The organism is Streptomyces sp. NPDC001851 (genome assembly GCF_040297165.1).
Lineage (GTDB): Bacteria > Actinomycetota > Actinomycetes > Streptomycetales > Streptomycetaceae > Streptomyces.
Genome location: NZ_JBEOYR010000010.1, coordinates 233,321 through 249,730 on the forward strand (window position 1 = coordinate 233,321; position 16,410 = coordinate 249,730).

Consider the following 16,410-nt stretch of genomic DNA (forward strand, 5'->3'; position numbering starts at 1 on the left):
CGTCGGCACCGTGGTCGTACGTCCGCCGGGCCGGCCCGGCCGGCGTGCGGCGGGCGTCAGTTTTCCGCGAGGAACTGCCTGGCCAGCTGGTCCCCGAGGGTCACTGCGGCGCTGTGGCTCTCGATGGGGGAGGCCTTGGAGTTCTTGAACAGGATGTAGGTCACGCCCGAGCCGACGCCGCCGTGGCCCGGGTCGGGGTCGATGCCGAGTGCCTTGGCGGTGGCGTACGACGCCTCGCCGATGACCTGCGTGGGTCCGGTGTCGCCGACGACGGCGTACTCCACCTTGTTGCCGTAGACGACCGCGACCACTCCGCCGCCCTTGATGCCGGCGCCGGCGTAGTTCCAGATGCTGCTGGAGCCGGGGACCACGACGTACGGAAGCGACTCCGCCGCCAGCGGCTTGCCGTCGGACTGGTGGAAGGCGGTGTCGTCCTGGTACCAGGGGTCGCGGTCCTCGTTGCAGGAGGCGGTGCGCTGGCCGTCGCAGTCGACGTCCATGTCGGCCTTCCAGAACACCGCGCCGTTCTTGCCGCACACGGGGACCGTGGCCGGTGCCCCGTCGTCCGTCTTGTACGTGCCGTTCGATATCTGTGCACAGGACGTCACCTTGGCGAGCAGGTCGGCCGCACCGACCGAGCCCTCCTGTGCGGAGCGCGGGGCCGCGGGGCCGGCGGCGGCGTGGGCCGGCAGGGCTCCGGCGGTGAGCAGCGTGGCTGCGGAGGCCGCGGCGAGGGGCAGGGTTCGAAGGCGCACGGGGGAGCCCTTCTGTTAGGAAAGTTTCCTTACCAGATGTCCGTCACCGTGGCCTGTGTGCATGCCCTCGTCAAATCTGCCGTGGCGGACCGGTGAAACCCGCGCGTATTGCGGTGATTTGTGACCACGGCAAGACTGAAGAGCAAGACGGGAGGTGAGGCGCATGTTCGTACGCACGGTGTACGCGACCGGCGATCCGGCGCAGCTGGACACCGCCGTCCGGGCCCTGAACACCCGCGGGCATGATCTGCTGGAGGAGCGCCCCGGCTACCGGGGGGCGGGCGTCTTCGTCGACCGTGGCCTCGGCAAGCTGCTCACGATCAGCTGGTGGGAGTCCGCGGATGCGCGGCGCATCAGCGACGAGGTGATGAGCGCGCGGCGCCCCGAGCTGCTGCAGCCCTTCGCCGACACCGTCGCGGTCGAGAACTACGAGGCCGCCGTCTTCCACGCCGGGCAGCGGGCCCTCTCCGGCGGCGGGCTGCGGCTCACCCGGCTCGCATACGAACCGGCGGACGCGGACCTCGCCGCCGACACCTTCCACGCCGACGTGCTGCCCCGGCTGGAGGTGCTGCCGGGATTCGCCGGGGCGGCTCTCTTCCTGGACCGCGAAAGCGGCCGCGGCATGACCGGCGTCCTCTTCGCCGACCGCGCCTCACTCGCCGCGGCCCGCGCCCGTCAGGCCGCGATCCGCCGCGAGGGCACGGCCAAGGCGCACGCCACGGTGATCGCCCTGGAGGAGTTCGAGGTCCTGCACGCGGACGTACGGGGGGACTGAACGGCACAGCGCGCACCCGGCAGCACGCCCCCGGACAGGCGGACGGCCGTCTGCCCCGCCGCACAGGCGGCCCGGACGGCCGTGGCGCGCGGGGCTCAGGTCATGTCGAAGGTGGCCGGGTCGGGGCCCAGGCGCCGGCCCTCGTCGAGGGCGCTGATCGCCGCGAGGTCCTCGTCGTCCAGGCTGAAGTCGAAGACCTCGATGTTCTCCTTGATCCGGGACGGCGTCACGGACTTCGGGATCACGACATTGCCGAGCTGGATGTGCCAGCGCAGCACGACCTGCGCCGGCGTACGCCCGTGCTTCCGCGCGATGGCGACGAGCGCAGGCACCTCCAGCAGGCCCTTGCCCTGGCCGAGCGGCGACCAGGCCTCGGTCGCGATGCCCTGCTCGGCGTGGAACGCGCGGGCGGCGTGCTGCTGCAGATGCGGATGCAGCTCGATCTGGTTGACCGCCGGGACGACCGACGTCTCGGAGATCAGCCGCCGCAGGTACTCGGGAAGGAAGTTGGACACGCCGATGGCGCGGACCCGGCCGTCGCCGAGCAGCTTCTCGAACGCCTTGTAGGTGTCGATGTAGGCACCGCGGGAGGGCAGCGGCCAGTGGATCAGGTACAGGTCCACGTAGTCGAGACCCAGCTTCCGAAGCGACGCGTCGAAGGCGCGCAGCGTGGAGTCGTACCCCTGGTCGCTGTTCCAGACCTTGGTGGTGACGAAGATGTCCTGGCGGGGCAGGCCGGAGGCGGCGATGGCCTTGCCGGTGCCCGCTTCGTTGCCGTAGATCGCCGCTGTGTCGATGCTGCGGTACCCGGCCTCCAGTGCCGTGGCGACGGCCTGCTCGGCCTCGTCGTCCGGCACCTGCCAGACGCCGTAGCCCAGCTGGGGCATCTCGACGCCGTTGTTGAGGATGATCGGGGGGACCTTGCTGCTCACGAGCCTCTTGATCCTTCGGTTGCCGACAGGTGGTACTCCCATCGTCAACGATCACGCGCCGGTGTGCATTCCTGACCGCGCACTCCGTCAGGTCCGGTAGAGGGCCTCGACCTCGTTGTCGTACGCCTTCTCGATCGCCTTCCGCTTCAGCTTCAGCGACGGGGTGAGCAGGCCGTGTTCCTCGGTGAACGGCTGCGCGAGGATGCGGAAGGTGCGGATCGACTCGGCCTGGGAGACGAGGGTGTTGGCGGCGACCACCGCCCGCCGCACCTCCGTCTCCAGGTCCGGGTCGCGCACCAGCTCGGCCGGGGTCATCCGCGGCTTCCCGCGCATCTGCAGCCAGTGCTCCACGGCCTCCTGGTCGAGGGTGACCAGGGCGGCGATGTAGGGGCGGTCGTTGCCGACCACGATGCACTGGTTGACCAGCGGATGTTCGCGGACCCGCTCCTCCAGCACACCGGGGGAGACGCTCTTGCCGCCGGAGGTCACCAGGATCTCCTTCTTGCGGCCGGTGATGGTCAGATACCCGTCCTCGTCGAGCGAGCCGAGGTCGCCGGTGGCCAGCCAGCCGTCGTGCAGGGTCTCGTCGGTGGCCTTCGGATTGTTGAGGTAGCCCTGGAAGACGTTGCCGCCGTGCAGCCAGATCTCGCCGTCGTCGGCGATGTGCACGGTCATGCCGGGGATGGGCTGGCCGACGGTGCCGTAGCGGGTGCGCTCGGGCGGGTTGGCGGTGGCTGCGGCCGTCGACTCGGTCAGACCGTACCCCTCGTAGATCTGCACGCCGGCGCCCGCGAAGAACAGCCCCAGCCGGCGGTCCATCCCCGAACCACCGGACATCGCATTCCGTATACGACCGCCCATGGCCGCCCGGACCTTGGAGTAGACGAGCTTGTCGAACAGCTGGTGCTGCATGCGCAGCCCCGCCGACGGGCCGGGCCCGGTGCCCCACGCCTTGGCCTCCACGGCCTCCGCGTACTTCACCGCGATGTCGACGGCCTTCTCGAACGGCCCGGATCTGCCTTCCTTCTCCGCCTTCCGGCGGGCGGCGTTGAACACCTTCTCGAAGATGTACGGCACCGCGAGGATGAAGGTGGGCCGGAAGGCCTGCAGGTCGGGCAGCAGGGCGGCGGCGTTCAGCTGCGGCTGGTGCCCGAAGCGGACCCGCCCGCGGATCGCGGCCACCTCGACCATCCGCCCGAAGACATGCGCGAGCGGCAGGAACAGCAGGGTGGAGGCCTCGTCGTCCTTCTTGGTGTGGAACACCGGCTGCCACCGCTGGATCATCGTGTCCGCCTCGTACATGAAGTTGGCGTGCGAGAGGACACAGCCCTTGGGGCGGCCGGTGGTGCCGGAGGTGTAGATGATGGTGGCGACCGACTCCGGGGTGACCGCCTGCCGGTGCCGGTCGACCAGCTCGTCGTCCAGGTGTGCCCCGGCGTCGTACAGCTCCTGCACACAGCCCGCGTCCAGCTGCCACAGCTGGCGCAGCCGCGGGAGGCGGTCGATGACGGTGGCGATGGTCATCGCGTGGTCCTCGTGCTCCACGATCGCCGCGGACACCTCGGCGTCGTAGAGCATCCAGAAGCACTGCTCGGCCGAGGACGTGGGGTAGACCGGCACCACCTGGGCGCCGACCGACCACAGGGCGAAGTCGAACAGGGTCCACTCGTAGCGGGTGCGGGACATGATCGCGACGCGGTCGCCGAAGCGGATGCCGCGTGCGAGCAGGCCCTTGGCGAGGGCCAGCACCTCGTCGCGGAACTCGGCGGAAGTCACCTCCCGCCACTGCCCGGAGGCGTCCTTGCGGCCGAGGGCGATGTGTGCGGGATCCGTCCGGGCATGCTCGAAGACCACATCGGCCAGACCGCCCACCGGCGGTGCCGACGTGAGCGGCGGGTTGGTGAACTCGCGCAAACCTCGCTCCCCGATCCTCGCTGCTTGGTCACGCCCGTGATACGCGGCACAGCGCGGTGAAAGCTACCCCACACGGTCACCGGAGGGGAGGGGGTCGGAAACCGAGCAAACCTCACGTTCCTCCACGCCGATGGCCGGAAAATGCCCGCACATAGGGAAGGGCCGGACACAATACTGACGGGTCAGTAAGTTTCGGTGCCGTAGATCTCCACCGAATCTGTACGCGGCGATTACGGCACGTACCGTACCGGTCACCGCACACGCGGCGCGGTCCGGCCCGGCGGACACGCACGGGCGAGAGGGGTTGCGCGTACCGCCCTCACCCGGGCCCGGCGGGGGTCAGCGGTGGACCGGCACCGCTTGCTGCCGGTGCGCGCCGGACGGGTTCCGCGGCGCCGGCCGGCCCCTTCGCACGAGCAGCAGCACCAGCACGCCCGCGGCCATGCCGGTCAGCCCCGCCACCACCAGCGCGCCGTTCAGGCCCGAGGCGAACGCGCCGCGCAGGGTGTGCTCCGGGAAGCCGCCGCGCAGCGCACCGGCTCCGCCGCCGGCCAGGGCGTGGGCCGCGCCGCCCGGCAGCGCGCCGGTCATCCGGGAGGTGAGCACGGTGCCGAAGACGGCCACGCCCAGCGCGTAGCCGAGCTGCCGGACCGTGTTCACCGCGCCGCCCGCCATCCCGGCCCGCTCCGGTGGCACCGCGGCCAGCGCCGCCCCCGACACGGTCGGTACGACGAACCCCGTGCCGGCCCCCACCAGCACGAACCCGGGCACCAGTGCCGTCCAGCCGGAGCCCGCGTCCAGCACCGCCTGGCACAGCGTGCCGGCCGCGATCAGCAGCAGCCCGCCGCCGACCGTCAGCCAGGCCGGCACCCCGTGCAGCAGCCGCCCCACCAGCACCGCGACCAGCATCGACACCACCGTCATCGGCAGCAGCGTCAGCCCGCCGCGCACCGGCGAGAGGCCCAGCAGAGTCTGCATCCACAGCGACAGATAGGGGACCCCGCCGAACGCCACCCCGTTGAAGGCGAACGAGCCCACCATCACCCCGGCGAACGCCGGCCGGCGCAGCAGCGACAGATCCAGCAGCGGATGCGCCACCCGCCGCTCCACCAGCACGAACACCACCAGCGCCAGCGCCGCCGCCGCGAACGCCGTCAGCGTCGCCGCCGCCGTCCAGCCGTCCTCACCGGCGCGCACCACCGCGTACGTCGCACCGCCCGCGAACACCGCGAAGGCCGCCGTACCCGCCCAGTCGACGCTCATCCCGCGCGCCCCGCGCGACTCCGGGACCACCCGCAGGGTCAGCCACACCTCCAGCACGCTCACCGGAAGGTTCACGAAGAAGATCCACCGCCAGCCCGGCCCCTCGGTGAGCAGCCCGCCGAGCACCGGACCGACCGCCGCGGCCCCACCGCTGACCGCGCCCCACACGCCGAGCGCCGCCGACCGCTGCCTCCCCTGGTAGACCGAGCCCAGCAGCGGCAGGGTCGTCGCGAACATCGCCGCCGCCCCGAGACCCTGCAGCGCCCGCGCCGCCACCAGCGTCCCCGGCCCCGACGCCAGCCCGCACAGCAGACTGGCCACCGCGAACACCGCCACGCCCGCCACATGCACCCGGCGCCGCCCCAGGACGTCGGCGGCGGCACCGACACCCAGCAGCAGCGCGGCCAGCGCGAGCGCGTACCCGTCGACCACCCACTGCAGATCACCCAGCGACGCATGCAGCGACGCAGCCATGTCCGGCAGCGCCACCACCACGATCGTCACGTCCAGCAACAACATGAACGTGCCCAGGCACACGGCCGTGAGCGTCCCCCATGTACGCATGTCCTCACTCCCTGCGTTCCAGCGGACCGATTGCCCGCCGCTCCGTACGATGGCCCGAGTACGGACGATGGGACGGCTGCACCGTGCCTGCCCGATGGAATCCGACAGGAGACCGCATGCTGGAGACGGAACCCGACAGCGTCGACCGGCTCGACCTGCACCTGCTCTCCGCGCTCGCGGTCGACGGCCGGGCCTCCTTCAGCCGGATCGCCGCGGTGCTCGGCGTCTCCGACCAGACGATCGCCCGCCGCTACCGGCGCCTGTGCGCGCAGGGCGGTCTGCGGGTCGTCGCGGTGCGCGACGCCCCACGGCTCGCCCAGGACCAGTGGATGCTGCGGATCCGCTGCGCGCCGGACAGCGCCCTGGCCATCGGGGAGGCCCTCGCCCGGCGCCCCGACACCTACTGGATCGGGCTCGCCTCGGGCGGCACCGAGCTGCTGTGCCTGACCCGGCCGCGCACCCCCGGCGACCACGACGAGCTGCTGCTCGGCAAGCTGCCCCGCACACCGAACGTGGTCGAGATCCGCGCCCTCCAGCTCCTGCACCGCTTCTACGGCGGTGCGGACTGCTGGCTCAGCAAGCTCGCCGCCCTCACCGACGACCAGATCGCCGCCCTGCGCCCCGCCGGCGCTCCCGCGCCCGGACCGGCCCGCATCGAACCCGAGGACGAACCCCTGCTGGCCGTCCTGGAGCAGAACGGCCGGGCCGCCTACCCCGAGCTCCAGCGGGCGACAGGCCGCTCGGAGTCCTCGGTCAAACGCCGGCTGGCCGCGCTGCGTGCCTCCGGCGCGCTGTACATCGACGTGGAATACCGGTCCGAGGTCCTCGGCCACCCCGTCGTCGCCATGCTGTGGGTCACCGCCGCACCCGCCGCCCTGCACTCCGTCGGCGAGGCCCTGGCCGGGCACCGGGAGACCGCCTGGGTCTCCGCGACGGCCGGGCCCTCCAACCTCGCCGTCACCGCGCTGTTCCGCAGCACCGCCGACCTCTACGCCTACCTCAGCGGCCCTCTCGGCGGCCTGGCCGGCGTCCAGCACGTGGAGACCACGCCCTTCCTGCGCCAGATCAAGAAACTCACCTACCCCATGCCCCGCTGACCTCGGACGACGGACCTCAGCCGCCCCGGCGGCTGAGGCGTTCCCCACCCGCCAGCACCGCCGCCGCCAGCGCGTCCGCGGCCCCCTCGGCAGCGCCCCTTCGACGGCCGTGGACGAGCACGAAGTCGACCTTGCCCAGGCCGGGCAGTCCGGAACGCTCCGGCAGGCGGAACAGGCCGGGCGGAATCAGCCGCCGGGAGTGGACCATCACCCCGAGCCCCGCGCGGGCCGCCGCGATCAGCCCGTTGAGGCTGCCACTGGTGCACACGATCCGCCACGCCCGGCCCTCGCGCTCCAGCACCTCCAGCGCACGGGCCCGGGTGATACCGGGCGGCGGATACACGATCAGCGGCACGGGCCGGTCGGCGTCCAGGCGCAGCCGCTCGGCGCCGATCCACACCAGGTCGTCGCGCCAGACCAGCGCGCCACGGGGATCCTCCGGGCGCCGCTTGGCCAGCACCAGGTCGAGCTTCCCGGCGGCCAGCTGCTCGTGGAGGGTGCCGGACAGCTCCACCGTCAGCTCCAGGTCGACCTCCGGATGGTCGTGGCGAAAGCCCTCCAGGATCTCCGGCAGCCGGGTGAGCACGAAGTCCTCCGACGCCCCGAACCGCAGCCGGCCCCGCACCCGGGTGCCCGTGAAGAACGCCGTGGCCTGCTCGTGCACCTGCAGGATCCGCCGGGCGAAGCCCAGCATCGCCTCCCCGTCCTCGGTCAGCTCCACCGAATGGGTGTCCCGAGTGAACAGCGGCCGCCCGGCCGCGTCCTCCAGCCGGCGCACATGCTGGCTGACCGTGGACTGGCGCAGCCCCAGCCGGCGCGCGGCCTGCGTGAAGCTGAGCGTCTGGGCCACGGAGAGAAAGCTGCGCAGCTGCGCCGGGTCGTACACCCCTGCAGGCTACCCCGTCATCGCATTTCATGATGACAGTCAGAGTGGTGTGCGGGATTCCCGATCAGCTGGGGAAGGGGGACGATGGAGAGGGCCCCGCAGGCCCCGAACGCGACACCCCGTACCGACCCCGTACAGCAACCGGAGCACCGTGAAACGCCTGCGCCCGCCGCGTCGGATGCCGATCGACCCGTACATCGTCCTGCTGCTCGGGACGGTGGGCCTCGCCGCGCTCCTGCCGGCCCGGGGCACCGCCTCCCACGTGGCCTCGGGCGCGTCCACGGCCGCGATCGCCCTCCTCTTCTTCCTCTACGGCGCCCGGCTCTCCACCCGGGAGGCGCTGGACGGACTGCGCCACTGGCGGCTCCATGCCACCGTGCTGGCCTGCACCTTCATCCTCTTCCCGGGGCTCGGGCTGGCCGCGCGGGCGCTGGTGCCGGTCCTGCTCACCCAGCCGCTCTACCAGGGGCTGCTCTTCCTGACGCTGGTGCCGTCCACCATCCAGTCGTCCATCGCGTTCACCTCGATCGCCCGCGGAAACGTACCGGCGGCGATCTGCGCCGGTTCCTTCTCCTCGCTCGTCGGCATCGTCGTCACCCCGCTGCTGGCGGCCGGACTGCTCGGCAACAGCGGGGGCGGGTTCTCCGCCGACTCACTGATCAAGATCGTGCTCCAGCTGCTGGTGCCGTTCCTCGCCGGGCAGGTGCTGCGGCGCTGGATCGGGGGCTTCGTGGCCCGGCACAAGAAGGTGCTCGGCCTGGTCGACCGCGGATCCATCCTGCTGGTCGTGTACACCGCCTTCAGCGAGGGCATGGCCCGGGGCATCTGGCACCGGATCAGCCCGGCACGGCTGGGCGCGCTGCTCGCCGTCGAGGCCGTCCTGCTCGCCGTGATGCTCCTGCTCACCTGGTACGGCGCCCGGGCGCTCGGCTTCGGGCGCAACGACCGCATCGCCATCCAGTTCGCGGGTTCGAAGAAGTCCCTGGCCTCCGGGCTGCCCATGGCCGGCGTCCTGTTCGGGGCGCAGGCGTCCCTCGCCGTGCTGCCGCTGATGCTGTTCCACCAGATGCAGCTGATGGTCTGCGCGGTCATCGCCAAGCGGCGCGCCCGGGACCCCGAGGAGGCCCCGGACGCTCCGGGCGCGTCAGCCGCGCACCCGGTCCAGGGGCAGCCACAGGACCGTGCCCTTCGCTGACCAGAGCGCCCGGGGATCCGACAGCTCCTCGTCGCTGAGTGCCCGGTCCCAGACGTGCACCTCGTCGATCGCGCCGGTGAAGAAGGCGCGGCTGTCCATGCGCTGACCGATGTGCACACCGAAGGGGGAGTTACGGCTGACCGTCCCCGGTATGTCGTCGACGGACGACTGCATACCGTCGACGAACAACGACAGCCGCCCTCCGCCCCGGCGCAACGCCAGGTGATGCCACTGGCCGTCGTTGTATGCAGTATCCGTACGAACGTAGACAGTCTGCGGCGCGATCGCCCCGTCCCGCACTGTGATCAGTCCCTGGATCCGGTGGTTCGCCGGCTCGCCGCGCACCCACACCTGCGGCTCGCTGGGACCGACCCCGCCCATCCAGAGCAGCGGCTGCTCGCCGGACGTGGCCGTGTACCGGAACCACAGGGACGCCGTGAAGCCCCTGCTTCCCAGGGGCAGCCCGCTGCGGAACGGCAGCCGTACGGCGTCGTCGGTGCCGTCGAACGCCAGCGCCCCGCCGAAGACCCCGCCCGTCTCCTCCGCGCCGCCGAGCACCGCGGCCGGACGGGCGTGCGGGGCCCGGTCCGCGGTGACCGGGTCGGGGGCGCGGCGCGGGGCGAGCCAGTCCTCGGTGAACCGGGCGAAGCGGATCTCGTCGCGTGCGTCCACCGCCCCGACCTCGTAGATCAGGCCCACCGTGTCCGCGTCGGCGCGGACCAGGTCCGAGTAGCCGGACCAGTCACCGGTGACGACCGTGCCGCGGTCCACGCTGTCCCAGGTGCGGCCGCCGTCGTAGGAGGAGCGGATCATCATCGTCCGCCGCCGGTCGGGGTCGGCGGGGCAGGCGAGCAGCAGCCGGTCGCCCAGGCGCAGCAGGGAACCCTGGACCTGCGGGGCGTACAGGTCGGGCTGGTCGCGGAAGGGGGCGGTGAAGCTGGTCCCGCCGTCGCGGCTGACGGCCTGGGTGCGGTGGCCGAGGTCGGTGCCGTCCTGTTCCCGGCCGCTGACCAGGACGGAACCGTCGCCGCGCTCGGCGAGGGCCAGTTCGGACGGCTTCTGCCGGAAGGTGCCGTCGTCGGCGACGGGCCAGGTGTCGGTGGCGCCGATCCGCCAGTGGCCGCCGTGGTCGTCGCTCACGATCAGCGCCGCGTGGTTGGCGGTGACCCGGCTGCCGTCCCAGGTCTCGGTGTTGACGCCGAAGACCAGCCGGCCCGCGTACCGGCCGCGGGTGAGCTGGACGCCGTGCCCCGGCCCGGTCGCGTACCACGAGTTCCAGTCGGCGGGCAGGATCTCCGGGCTCAGATCGCGCGGCACGGACCAGCTCCGGCCGTCGTCGTCGCTGTACTGCAGATGCGGGGTGCGGTCGCAGGGGATCGGGCAACTGGAGCTGTCGGTGCGGCCCGTGTTGTACGTCTCCGCGAGCCAGACCCGGCCCGTTTCGCGGTCCACGACGGGCGCCGGATTGCCGTGCGTGTCACCGGCGCCCTCGTTGACCACCTGCAGCGGGCCCCAGGTGCGGCCGCCGTCGGTGGAGCGCTTGAGCACGATGTCGATGTCGGCGGCGTCACCGCAGTTGAGGACCCGGCCCTCGGCGAACGCCAGCAGGGTGCCGTCCGTCGTCCGCACGATCGCCGGGATGCGGAAGCAGGCGTAGCCGGGGTCCTGGGCGGCCTTGAAGAGGATCTGCTGCTGGAACTCGGGAGGTGCGGCGGCTGGCTGGGCATGGGCCGTGGTGCCGGGGAGGAACGCTGCGAGGGCGGCCGCCACGGCCGCGGTGACGGCGACGGCGAGTGCGGAGCTGGGACGGGCGCGAAGACCTGACGGCATGGTGGGACCTGCCCTTCGTCGGCCGGGCATCTGGACATCCGGACATCCCACGTCGAACGGGCGCTCCAACGACGGTAGTTGGGGTTCGGTCGCCCCACAAGAAGCGTGCGGCACAAGGGGTACGTGAAGGGACTACGGGCGCAGCACCACCTTGCCGAGGTTGGCCCGCCGTTCGATCACCTCGTGCGCCTTCGCCGCGTCCTCCAGCGCGAACTCGGCGTGCACGGCGGGCTTCAGAGCATTCTCGGTGAACAGCCGCCACAGCTCCTTGCGCCACTGCTCGTACAGGTCCGGCCGGCCGCGGGCGATCAGGGCCATCTGGAATCCGATCACCGACTTGGCGCCCACCAGCAGGTCGTACGCCCGGAGGGTGCCGCCGCCGGAGCTGTAGGCGACGAGGCGGCCGTGCGGGGCCAGGGCGGCGAGAGCGGGGGTGAGCAGGTCACCGCCGACGGCATCCAGGACACAGTCGACGGGATCCCCCCAACTGTCGTCCCCATACTGGATACAGTCGTCCGCGCCGAGCGAGCGGACGAAGTCCGCCTTGCCGGGGTCGGACACCGCCCCCACCACCCGCCCCGCACCCCGCGCCCGTGCCAGCTGCACGGCGAGGTGCCCGACCCCGCTCGCCGCCGCCGTGACGAGCACCGCCTCGCCCGGTACCGGGCGCGCCGCCTCCAGTGCCCCGAACGCCACCAGGCCGCTGCGCACGAGCGCGATCGCGTCCACGGCGTCCGCGCCGTCCGGTATCGGGGAGGCCATGGCCTCGTGCAGCAGGGCGAAGTCGGCGTATCCGTGTCCGAAGCACAGCCCGGTCACCCGGTCGCCCGGCCGGTAGCGGGTCACGCCCTCGCCGGCCGCCACCACCTCACCGGCGATCTCCCCGCCGAGCGGGATCGGCTCGGCGGCCTCGGCGACCTTGCGTACCACGGGCAGGGTGACGCCGACGGCCGCGCAGCGCACCAGCAGCTCGCCGGGACCGGGTGCGGGGACGGAGGTCTCCTCGAGGAACAGCGGGCCGCCGGTGGACTCGTATCGGACGCGACGCATCACACACACCTCCAGGGCCGGGTATCCGGCACATCAATCGTTGGGAACACCCACGACTTCGTTGGGAGTCCCAACGATAGCGTGTGTTTGTTGGGGCGTCCAACGATCTCGGGATACGCTGCCCATATGGCCGAAGCACCCCTGCCCGCGATCCGCTCCCTGCCCAGCTGGCTCCTCGGCCGCGCCGCCGGCCGGGGGCGCGCCCTGGTCGCCGACGCCCTCGCGGCCGAGGGGCAGAAGATGTGGCACCACGTGGTCCTCTCCGCCGTCCGCGACCTCCAGCCCGTCGCCCAGGCCGACCTCGGCCGCAGCGTGGGCCTCGACCCCAAGGACCTGGTCGGCGTCCTCAACGACCTGCAGTCCGCCGGGCACGTCGTCCGCGCCCCCGACCCCAGGGACCGGCGCAAGAACGCCGTGTCCCTCACCGACGACGGCGCCCGCCTCCTCGGCCGCTGCGAGAAGGCGGCCCGCGCGGCCAACGACGAGCTGCTCGCCCCGCTGTCGGCCGCCGAACGCGAGCAGTTCATGGGCCTGTTGATCCGGATTTCCGGCACGGACGGCTGACGGCGACTAACGTTCCGTCATGACCGCAGCTCACCTACTCGATCCGCAGCGCACCGCCCTGATCCTCGTCGACCTGATGGAACGCATCGTCGCGCTGCCCCTGGAACCCCGCAAAGGCACCGAAGTACTGGCCGCAGCCGAGGAGTTGGCGCGTACCTTCCGCGCCGCCGGAGCGCCCGTCGTCCTCGTCCGGGTCGAACGTCCCTCGGCCGCCGAACAGCCGCCCGGCAGCGCCCTGGTCCCCGGCCTCGCGGCACACGGCGACCTGGAGGTGGTCAAGCGGACCATCGGCGCCTTCCAGGGCACCGGCCTGGACGAACGACTGCGTGAAAGAGGCGTGACCACCCTGGTGTTCGGCGGCGTCGCCACCAACCTCGGCGTCGAGTCCACCGCCCGCGCCGCCGCCGACCTCGGCTACGACCTCGTCTTCGCCGAGGACGCCATGGCCGCCTACACCGCCGCCGAGCACGAGGCGTCCGTCCGGCTCGACTTCCCCCGGCTGGGCACGGTCGTGACCGCCGCCTCCGTACGCCTCGGGCCCGCCTGACCGCCCGGACCGGCGCGCCGCCCCCGCCCGCGACGCCCGGCCGGATCGCCCCGGCATTGACCGGCGCCGCACATCAACTCCTGCGCCAAACAGGGCTGTTGATTACCCCTGGCCGGCGGGGCCCGGTGCTGCGTCCAACGGGCCGCGCATGCCAGCCCGTGCCGTGGCGGCGCAGTCCCCGGCGGAGGGGGCCGGCCGCGCAGGGGGCCGTTCCCCGCCGGCCGGGGCCGCCGCCGTGCCGCGGGAAGGGCTCTCAGCTCTGGGCGGTCGCCTCCCGCAGGGCGATGCGGTCCTCGCCCGCGTACACGTTCATCGAGCTGCCCCGCAGGAACCCCACCAGGGTCAGCCCCGTCTCGGCGGCCAGATCCACCGCCAGCGACGACGGCGCCGATACCGCCGCCAGCATGGGGATGCCCGCCATCACGGCCTTCTGCGCCAGCTCGAACGAGGCGCGCCCGGAGACGAGCAGGATCGTCCGCGACAGCGGCAGGTCGCCGTTCTGCAGTGCCCGCCCGACCAGCTTGTCCACCGCGTTGTGACGGCCCACGTCCTCGCGTATGTCCAGCAGCTCCCCGTCCTCCGTGAACAGGGCTGCCGCGTGCAGACCTCCGGTCCGGTCGAACACCCGCTGGGCCGCTCGCAGCCGCTCCGGAAGACTCGCCAGCAGCTCCGGGGTGACCCGCACCGGGGGAGTGTCGGCGATCGGAAAGCGGGCGGTCGTACGGACGGCGTCCAGGCTGGCCTTGCCGCACAGGCCGCACGAGGAGGACGTATAGACGTTCCGCTCCAGCGTGAAGTCCGGCAGGGCGACGCCCGGCGCGGTCCTGACGTCGACGACGTTGTAGGTGTTCGTGCCGTCTACGGTCGCCCCCGCACAGTAGACGATGTTCTGCAGATCGTATGCAGTCGCCAGTACACCCTCGCTCACCAGGAACCCCGCCGCCAGCGCGAAGTCGTCGCCCGGTGTGCGCATGGTGATCGCGAGCGGCTTGCCGTTCAGCCGGATCTCCAGGGGTTCCTCGGCGACGAGCGTGTCCGGCCGGGTGCTGACCGCCCCGTCCCGGATGCGGAGGACCTTGCGTCGTTCCGTGACTCGTCCCATGTCCTGATCAGCCCCGGTTCTGTACGTGCTGGTAGCCGAAACGGCCCTTGATGCAGAGATTGCCGTGGGTCACCGGGTTGTCGTGCGGCGGGGTGACCCTGACGGTCTCATTGTCCTGCACATGGGCCGTGAGGTTGCCGCCCGCTCCGGCTTGTACGACAGCGCACCCGTCGGGCAGGGCTCCATGCAGTTCCCGCGGCGCACGCGTCGAGTCGGGTGAGCGGCGCGTCAGGGCCGAGACGGTCGGCTTCGCCTCGTCCGTGATCCACTCGCATCCGGCAGCGACAGTATGGAGTCGGTCGCGGCAGGGTTCGCCTGTCGACCGTTGACCGCATTCCGCCTACCGTTCACCGCATACAGTCGACGCCGCACCTTCTCAACTCCCATGCTCCGCCGTACGGTCCGGCCCATGAGCAGCCCCCCTGTCGCGCCTGAGGGCTGGAGCCGCTGGCTCGTCCCGCCCGCCGCCCTCTCCGTCCACCTGTCCATCGGCCAGGCCTACGCCTGGAGCGTGTTCAAGCCGCCGCTCGAATCCGCCCTGCACCTCGACGGGACCCAGAGCGCGCTGCCCTTCCAGCTGGCGATCGTGATGCTCGGGCTGTCGGCCGCGTTCGGCGGCACCCTCGTCGAGCGCAACGGTCCGCGCTGGGCGATGACCGTATCCCTCGTCTGCTTCTCCTCCGGCTTCCTGCTCTCCGCGCTGGGCGCCGGGACCAAGCAGTACTGGTTGATCGTCCTCGGCTACGGCTTCGTCGGCGGGATCGGCCTGGGCATCGGGTACATCTCGCCCGTCTCCACCCTGATCAAGTGGTTCCCGGACAGGCCCGGCATGGCCACCGGCATCGCCATCATGGGCTTCGGCGGCGGCGCGCTGATCGCGTCGCCCTGGTCCGCGCAGATGCTCGCGTCCTTCGGCGGTGACAACGACGGCATCGCCCTCGCGTTCCTGGCGCACGGGCTGTCGTACGCCGTCTTCATGACCCTCGGCGTCCTCCTGGTCCGCGTGCCACGCACGGAGAGGCCGGTCCCCAGCGGGCCGAGCGCCTTCGAGGGAGTGCAGGTCTCGGCACGCAGCGCGGTGCGCACCCCGCAGTTCTGGTGCCTGTGGATCGTGCTCTGCATGAACGTGACCGCCGGCATCGGCATCCTGGAGAAGGCCGCACCGATGATCACGGACTTCTTCGTCGACAGCCCCGCACCGGTGTCGGCCTCCGCGGCCGCCGGGTTCGTCGCCCTGCTGTCCGCCGCCAACATGGCCGGCCGCATCGGGTGGTCGTCCACCTCCGACCTCATCGGCCGCAAGAACATCTACCGCCTCTACCTGGGCGTCGGTGCGCTGATGTACCTGCTCATCGCCCTGTTCGGTGACTCGTCCAAGCCGCTGTTCGTGCTGTGCGCGCTGGTGATCCTCTCCTTCTACGGCGGCGGCTTCGCGACCGTCCCCGCCTATCTGAAGGACCTGTTCGGCACCTACCAGGTCGGCGCCATCCACGGCCGGCTGCTCACCGCCTGGTCCACGGCCGGCGTGCTCGGGCCGCTGATCGTCAACTGGATCGCCGACCGGCAGAAGGAGGCCGGCAAGCACGGCTCGTCGCTGTACGGGCTGTCGTTCGGCATCATGATCGGCCTGCTCGTCGTCGGGTTCGTCGCCAACGAACTCGTCCGTCCCGTCCACACCCGCCATCACGTCCCCGCCCCGAGGGAGGCCGCAGATGCCCAGCGACAGCAGCCCGCCTAGCCGGCGGGGCCTGATCACGCTCGCCTGGCTGTGGGTCGGCGCACCCCTTGCATACGGGGTCTACGAACTCGTGCACAAGGCGACCCAGCTGTTCACGGGGTGAGTACTCGGGCGTCCGAGGGCCTGAGCGAAGCCGACAACCGAGGCAGCTGATTCCTGTGGCTTCACCTGCCGTCGTACTCGCGAGTCACTGTTCAG

15 protein-coding genes and 1 pseudogene are annotated in these 16,410 nt (G+C 71.9%); 7 read left to right on the top strand and 9 right to left on the bottom strand.

Annotated elements, in window-relative coordinates:
- Window positions 1-56 precede the first annotated feature (56 nt).
- Complete coding sequence (locus ABT171_RS17385; protein WP_351244531.1) at window positions 57-755, bottom strand: glycoside hydrolase family 75 protein; 699 nt, start codon at window positions 753-755, stop codon at window positions 57-59.
- A gap of 163 nt (window positions 756-918) precedes the next feature.
- Between ABT171_RS17385 and ABT171_RS17390 the strand changes: the two genes are divergently transcribed.
- Window positions 919-1,530 carry a hypothetical protein gene (locus tag ABT171_RS17390; protein ID WP_351244533.1) on the top strand — a complete coding sequence of 204 codons (612 nt, stop codon included), beginning with the start codon at window positions 919-921 and terminating at the stop codon, window positions 1,528-1,530.
- 95 nt (window positions 1,531-1,625) lie between these two features.
- Here ABT171_RS17390 and ABT171_RS17395 read toward each other — a convergent pair whose 3' ends face one another.
- The 3 genes from ABT171_RS17395 to ABT171_RS17405 all read right to left on the bottom strand — a co-directional run bounded on the left by ABT171_RS17395 (window position 1,626) and on the right by ABT171_RS17405 (window position 6,203).
- On the bottom strand, window positions 1,626-2,462 hold the full coding sequence (locus tag ABT171_RS17395) for an aldo/keto reductase (RefSeq protein ID WP_351244534.1): 837 nt from the start codon (window positions 2,460-2,462) through the stop codon (window positions 1,626-1,628).
- An 87-nt stretch (window positions 2,463-2,549) separates the two neighbouring features.
- Entirely contained in the window at window positions 2,550-4,376 is a 1,827-nt protein-coding gene (locus tag ABT171_RS17400) for an AMP-dependent synthetase/ligase (RefSeq protein WP_351244536.1), read from the bottom strand.
- Between the two features lie 339 nt (window positions 4,377-4,715).
- Complete coding sequence (locus tag ABT171_RS17405; protein ID WP_351244538.1) at window positions 4,716-6,203, bottom strand: MFS transporter; 1,488 nt, start codon at window positions 6,201-6,203, stop codon at window positions 4,716-4,718.
- A 116-nt stretch (window positions 6,204-6,319) separates the two neighbouring features.
- On the opposite strand from ABT171_RS17405, the gene ABT171_RS17410 reads away from it, so the two are divergent.
- Window positions 6,320-7,300, top strand: coding sequence for an Lrp/AsnC family transcriptional regulator (locus ABT171_RS17410; RefSeq protein ID WP_351244540.1), 981 nt, complete (start codon window positions 6,320-6,322; stop codon window positions 7,298-7,300).
- Window positions 7,301-7,316: 16 nt separating this feature from the next.
- Here ABT171_RS17410 and ABT171_RS17415 read toward each other — a convergent pair whose 3' ends face one another.
- Entirely contained in the window at window positions 7,317-8,186 is an 870-nt protein-coding gene (locus ABT171_RS17415) for a LysR substrate-binding domain-containing protein (RefSeq protein ID WP_351244542.1), read from the bottom strand.
- 178 nt (window positions 8,187-8,364) lie between these two features.
- Here ABT171_RS17415 and ABT171_RS17420 point away from each other — a divergent pair, with 178 nt between their 5' ends.
- Window positions 8,365-9,381 carry a bile acid:sodium symporter family protein gene (locus tag ABT171_RS17420; protein ID WP_351244631.1) on the top strand — a complete coding sequence of 339 codons (1,017 nt, stop codon included), beginning with the start codon at window positions 8,365-8,367 and terminating at the stop codon, window positions 9,379-9,381.
- Here the strand turns inward: ABT171_RS17420 and ABT171_RS17425 are convergent.
- Both ABT171_RS17425 and ABT171_RS17430 read right to left on the bottom strand, forming a co-directional pair.
- A complete protein-coding gene (locus ABT171_RS17425) occupies window positions 9,331-11,211 on the bottom strand; it encodes an exo-alpha-sialidase (protein ID WP_351244544.1) in 1,881 nt (626 codons plus the stop codon). The genes ABT171_RS17420 and ABT171_RS17425 overlap by 51 nt on opposite strands.
- 132 nt (window positions 11,212-11,343) lie before the next feature.
- On the bottom strand, window positions 11,344-12,261 hold the full coding sequence (locus ABT171_RS17430) for a quinone oxidoreductase family protein (protein WP_351244546.1): 918 nt from the start codon (window positions 12,259-12,261) through the stop codon (window positions 11,344-11,346).
- 126 nt (window positions 12,262-12,387) lie between these two features.
- Between ABT171_RS17430 and ABT171_RS17435 the strand changes: the two genes are divergently transcribed.
- Window positions 12,388-12,825 carry a MarR family winged helix-turn-helix transcriptional regulator gene (locus ABT171_RS17435; RefSeq protein WP_351244548.1) on the top strand — a complete coding sequence of 146 codons (438 nt, stop codon included), beginning with the start codon at window positions 12,388-12,390 and terminating at the stop codon, window positions 12,823-12,825.
- A gap of 19 nt (window positions 12,826-12,844) precedes the next feature.
- Entirely contained in the window at window positions 12,845-13,372 is a 528-nt protein-coding gene (locus tag ABT171_RS17440) for an isochorismatase family protein (protein ID WP_351244550.1), read from the top strand.
- 253 nt (window positions 13,373-13,625) lie between these two features.
- Here ABT171_RS17440 and fdhD read toward each other — a convergent pair whose 3' ends face one another.
- Window positions 13,626-14,474, bottom strand: a complete 849-nt coding sequence (gene fdhD, locus ABT171_RS17445) for a formate dehydrogenase accessory sulfurtransferase FdhD (RefSeq protein WP_351244552.1) — start codon at window positions 14,472-14,474, stop codon at window positions 13,626-13,628.
- A 7-nt stretch (window positions 14,475-14,481) separates the two neighbouring features.
- Window positions 14,482-14,669 (bottom strand): annotated as a pseudogene (locus ABT171_RS17450) (2Fe-2S iron-sulfur cluster-binding protein); the annotation flags it as partial.
- Window positions 14,670-14,883: 214 nt separating this feature from the next.
- Between ABT171_RS17450 and ABT171_RS17455 the strand changes: the two are divergent.
- Window positions 14,884-16,212, top strand: coding sequence for an OFA family MFS transporter (locus tag ABT171_RS17455; protein ID WP_351244554.1), 1,329 nt, complete (start codon window positions 14,884-14,886; stop codon window positions 16,210-16,212).
- A complete protein-coding gene (locus ABT171_RS17460; protein WP_351244556.1) occupies window positions 16,187-16,315 on the top strand; it encodes an MFS transporter small subunit in 129 nt (42 codons plus the stop codon). Before ABT171_RS17455 ends, ABT171_RS17460 begins: the two co-directional genes overlap by 26 nt.
- Window positions 16,316-16,410 lie beyond the last annotated feature (95 nt).

Bases quoted from the DNA above. Each gene is read 5' to 3' on its own strand.
- ABT171_RS17390 (WP_351244533.1), top strand. From the start codon at position 919: ATGTTCGTACGCACGGTGTACGCGACCGGCGATCCGGCGCAGCTGGAC.
- ABT171_RS17405 (WP_351244538.1), bottom strand. From the start codon at position 6,203: ATGCGTACATGGGGGACGCTCACGGCCGTGTGCCTGGGCACGTTCATG.
- ABT171_RS17410 (WP_351244540.1), top strand. From the start codon at position 6,320: ATGCTGGAGACGGAACCCGACAGCGTCGACCGGCTCGACCTGCACCTG.
- ABT171_RS17420 (WP_351244631.1), top strand. From the start codon at position 8,365: ATGCCGATCGACCCGTACATCGTCCTGCTGCTCGGGACGGTGGGCCTC.
- ABT171_RS17425 (WP_351244544.1), bottom strand. From the start codon at position 11,211: ATGCCGTCAGGTCTTCGCGCCCGTCCCAGCTCCGCACTCGCCGTCGCC.
- ABT171_RS17430 (WP_351244546.1), bottom strand. From the start codon at position 12,261: ATGCGTCGCGTCCGATACGAGTCCACCGGCGGCCCGCTGTTCCTCGAG.
- ABT171_RS17435 (WP_351244548.1), top strand. From the start codon at position 12,388: ATGGCCGAAGCACCCCTGCCCGCGATCCGCTCCCTGCCCAGCTGGCTC.
- ABT171_RS17440 (WP_351244550.1), top strand. From the start codon at position 12,845: ATGACCGCAGCTCACCTACTCGATCCGCAGCGCACCGCCCTGATCCTC.
- fdhD (WP_351244552.1), bottom strand. From the start codon at position 14,474: ATGGGACGAGTCACGGAACGACGCAAGGTCCTCCGCATCCGGGACGGG.
- ABT171_RS17455 (WP_351244554.1), top strand. From the start codon at position 14,884: ATGAGCAGCCCCCCTGTCGCGCCTGAGGGCTGGAGCCGCTGGCTCGTC.
- ABT171_RS17460 (WP_351244556.1), top strand. From the start codon at position 16,187: ATGCCCAGCGACAGCAGCCCGCCTAGCCGGCGGGGCCTGATCACGCTC.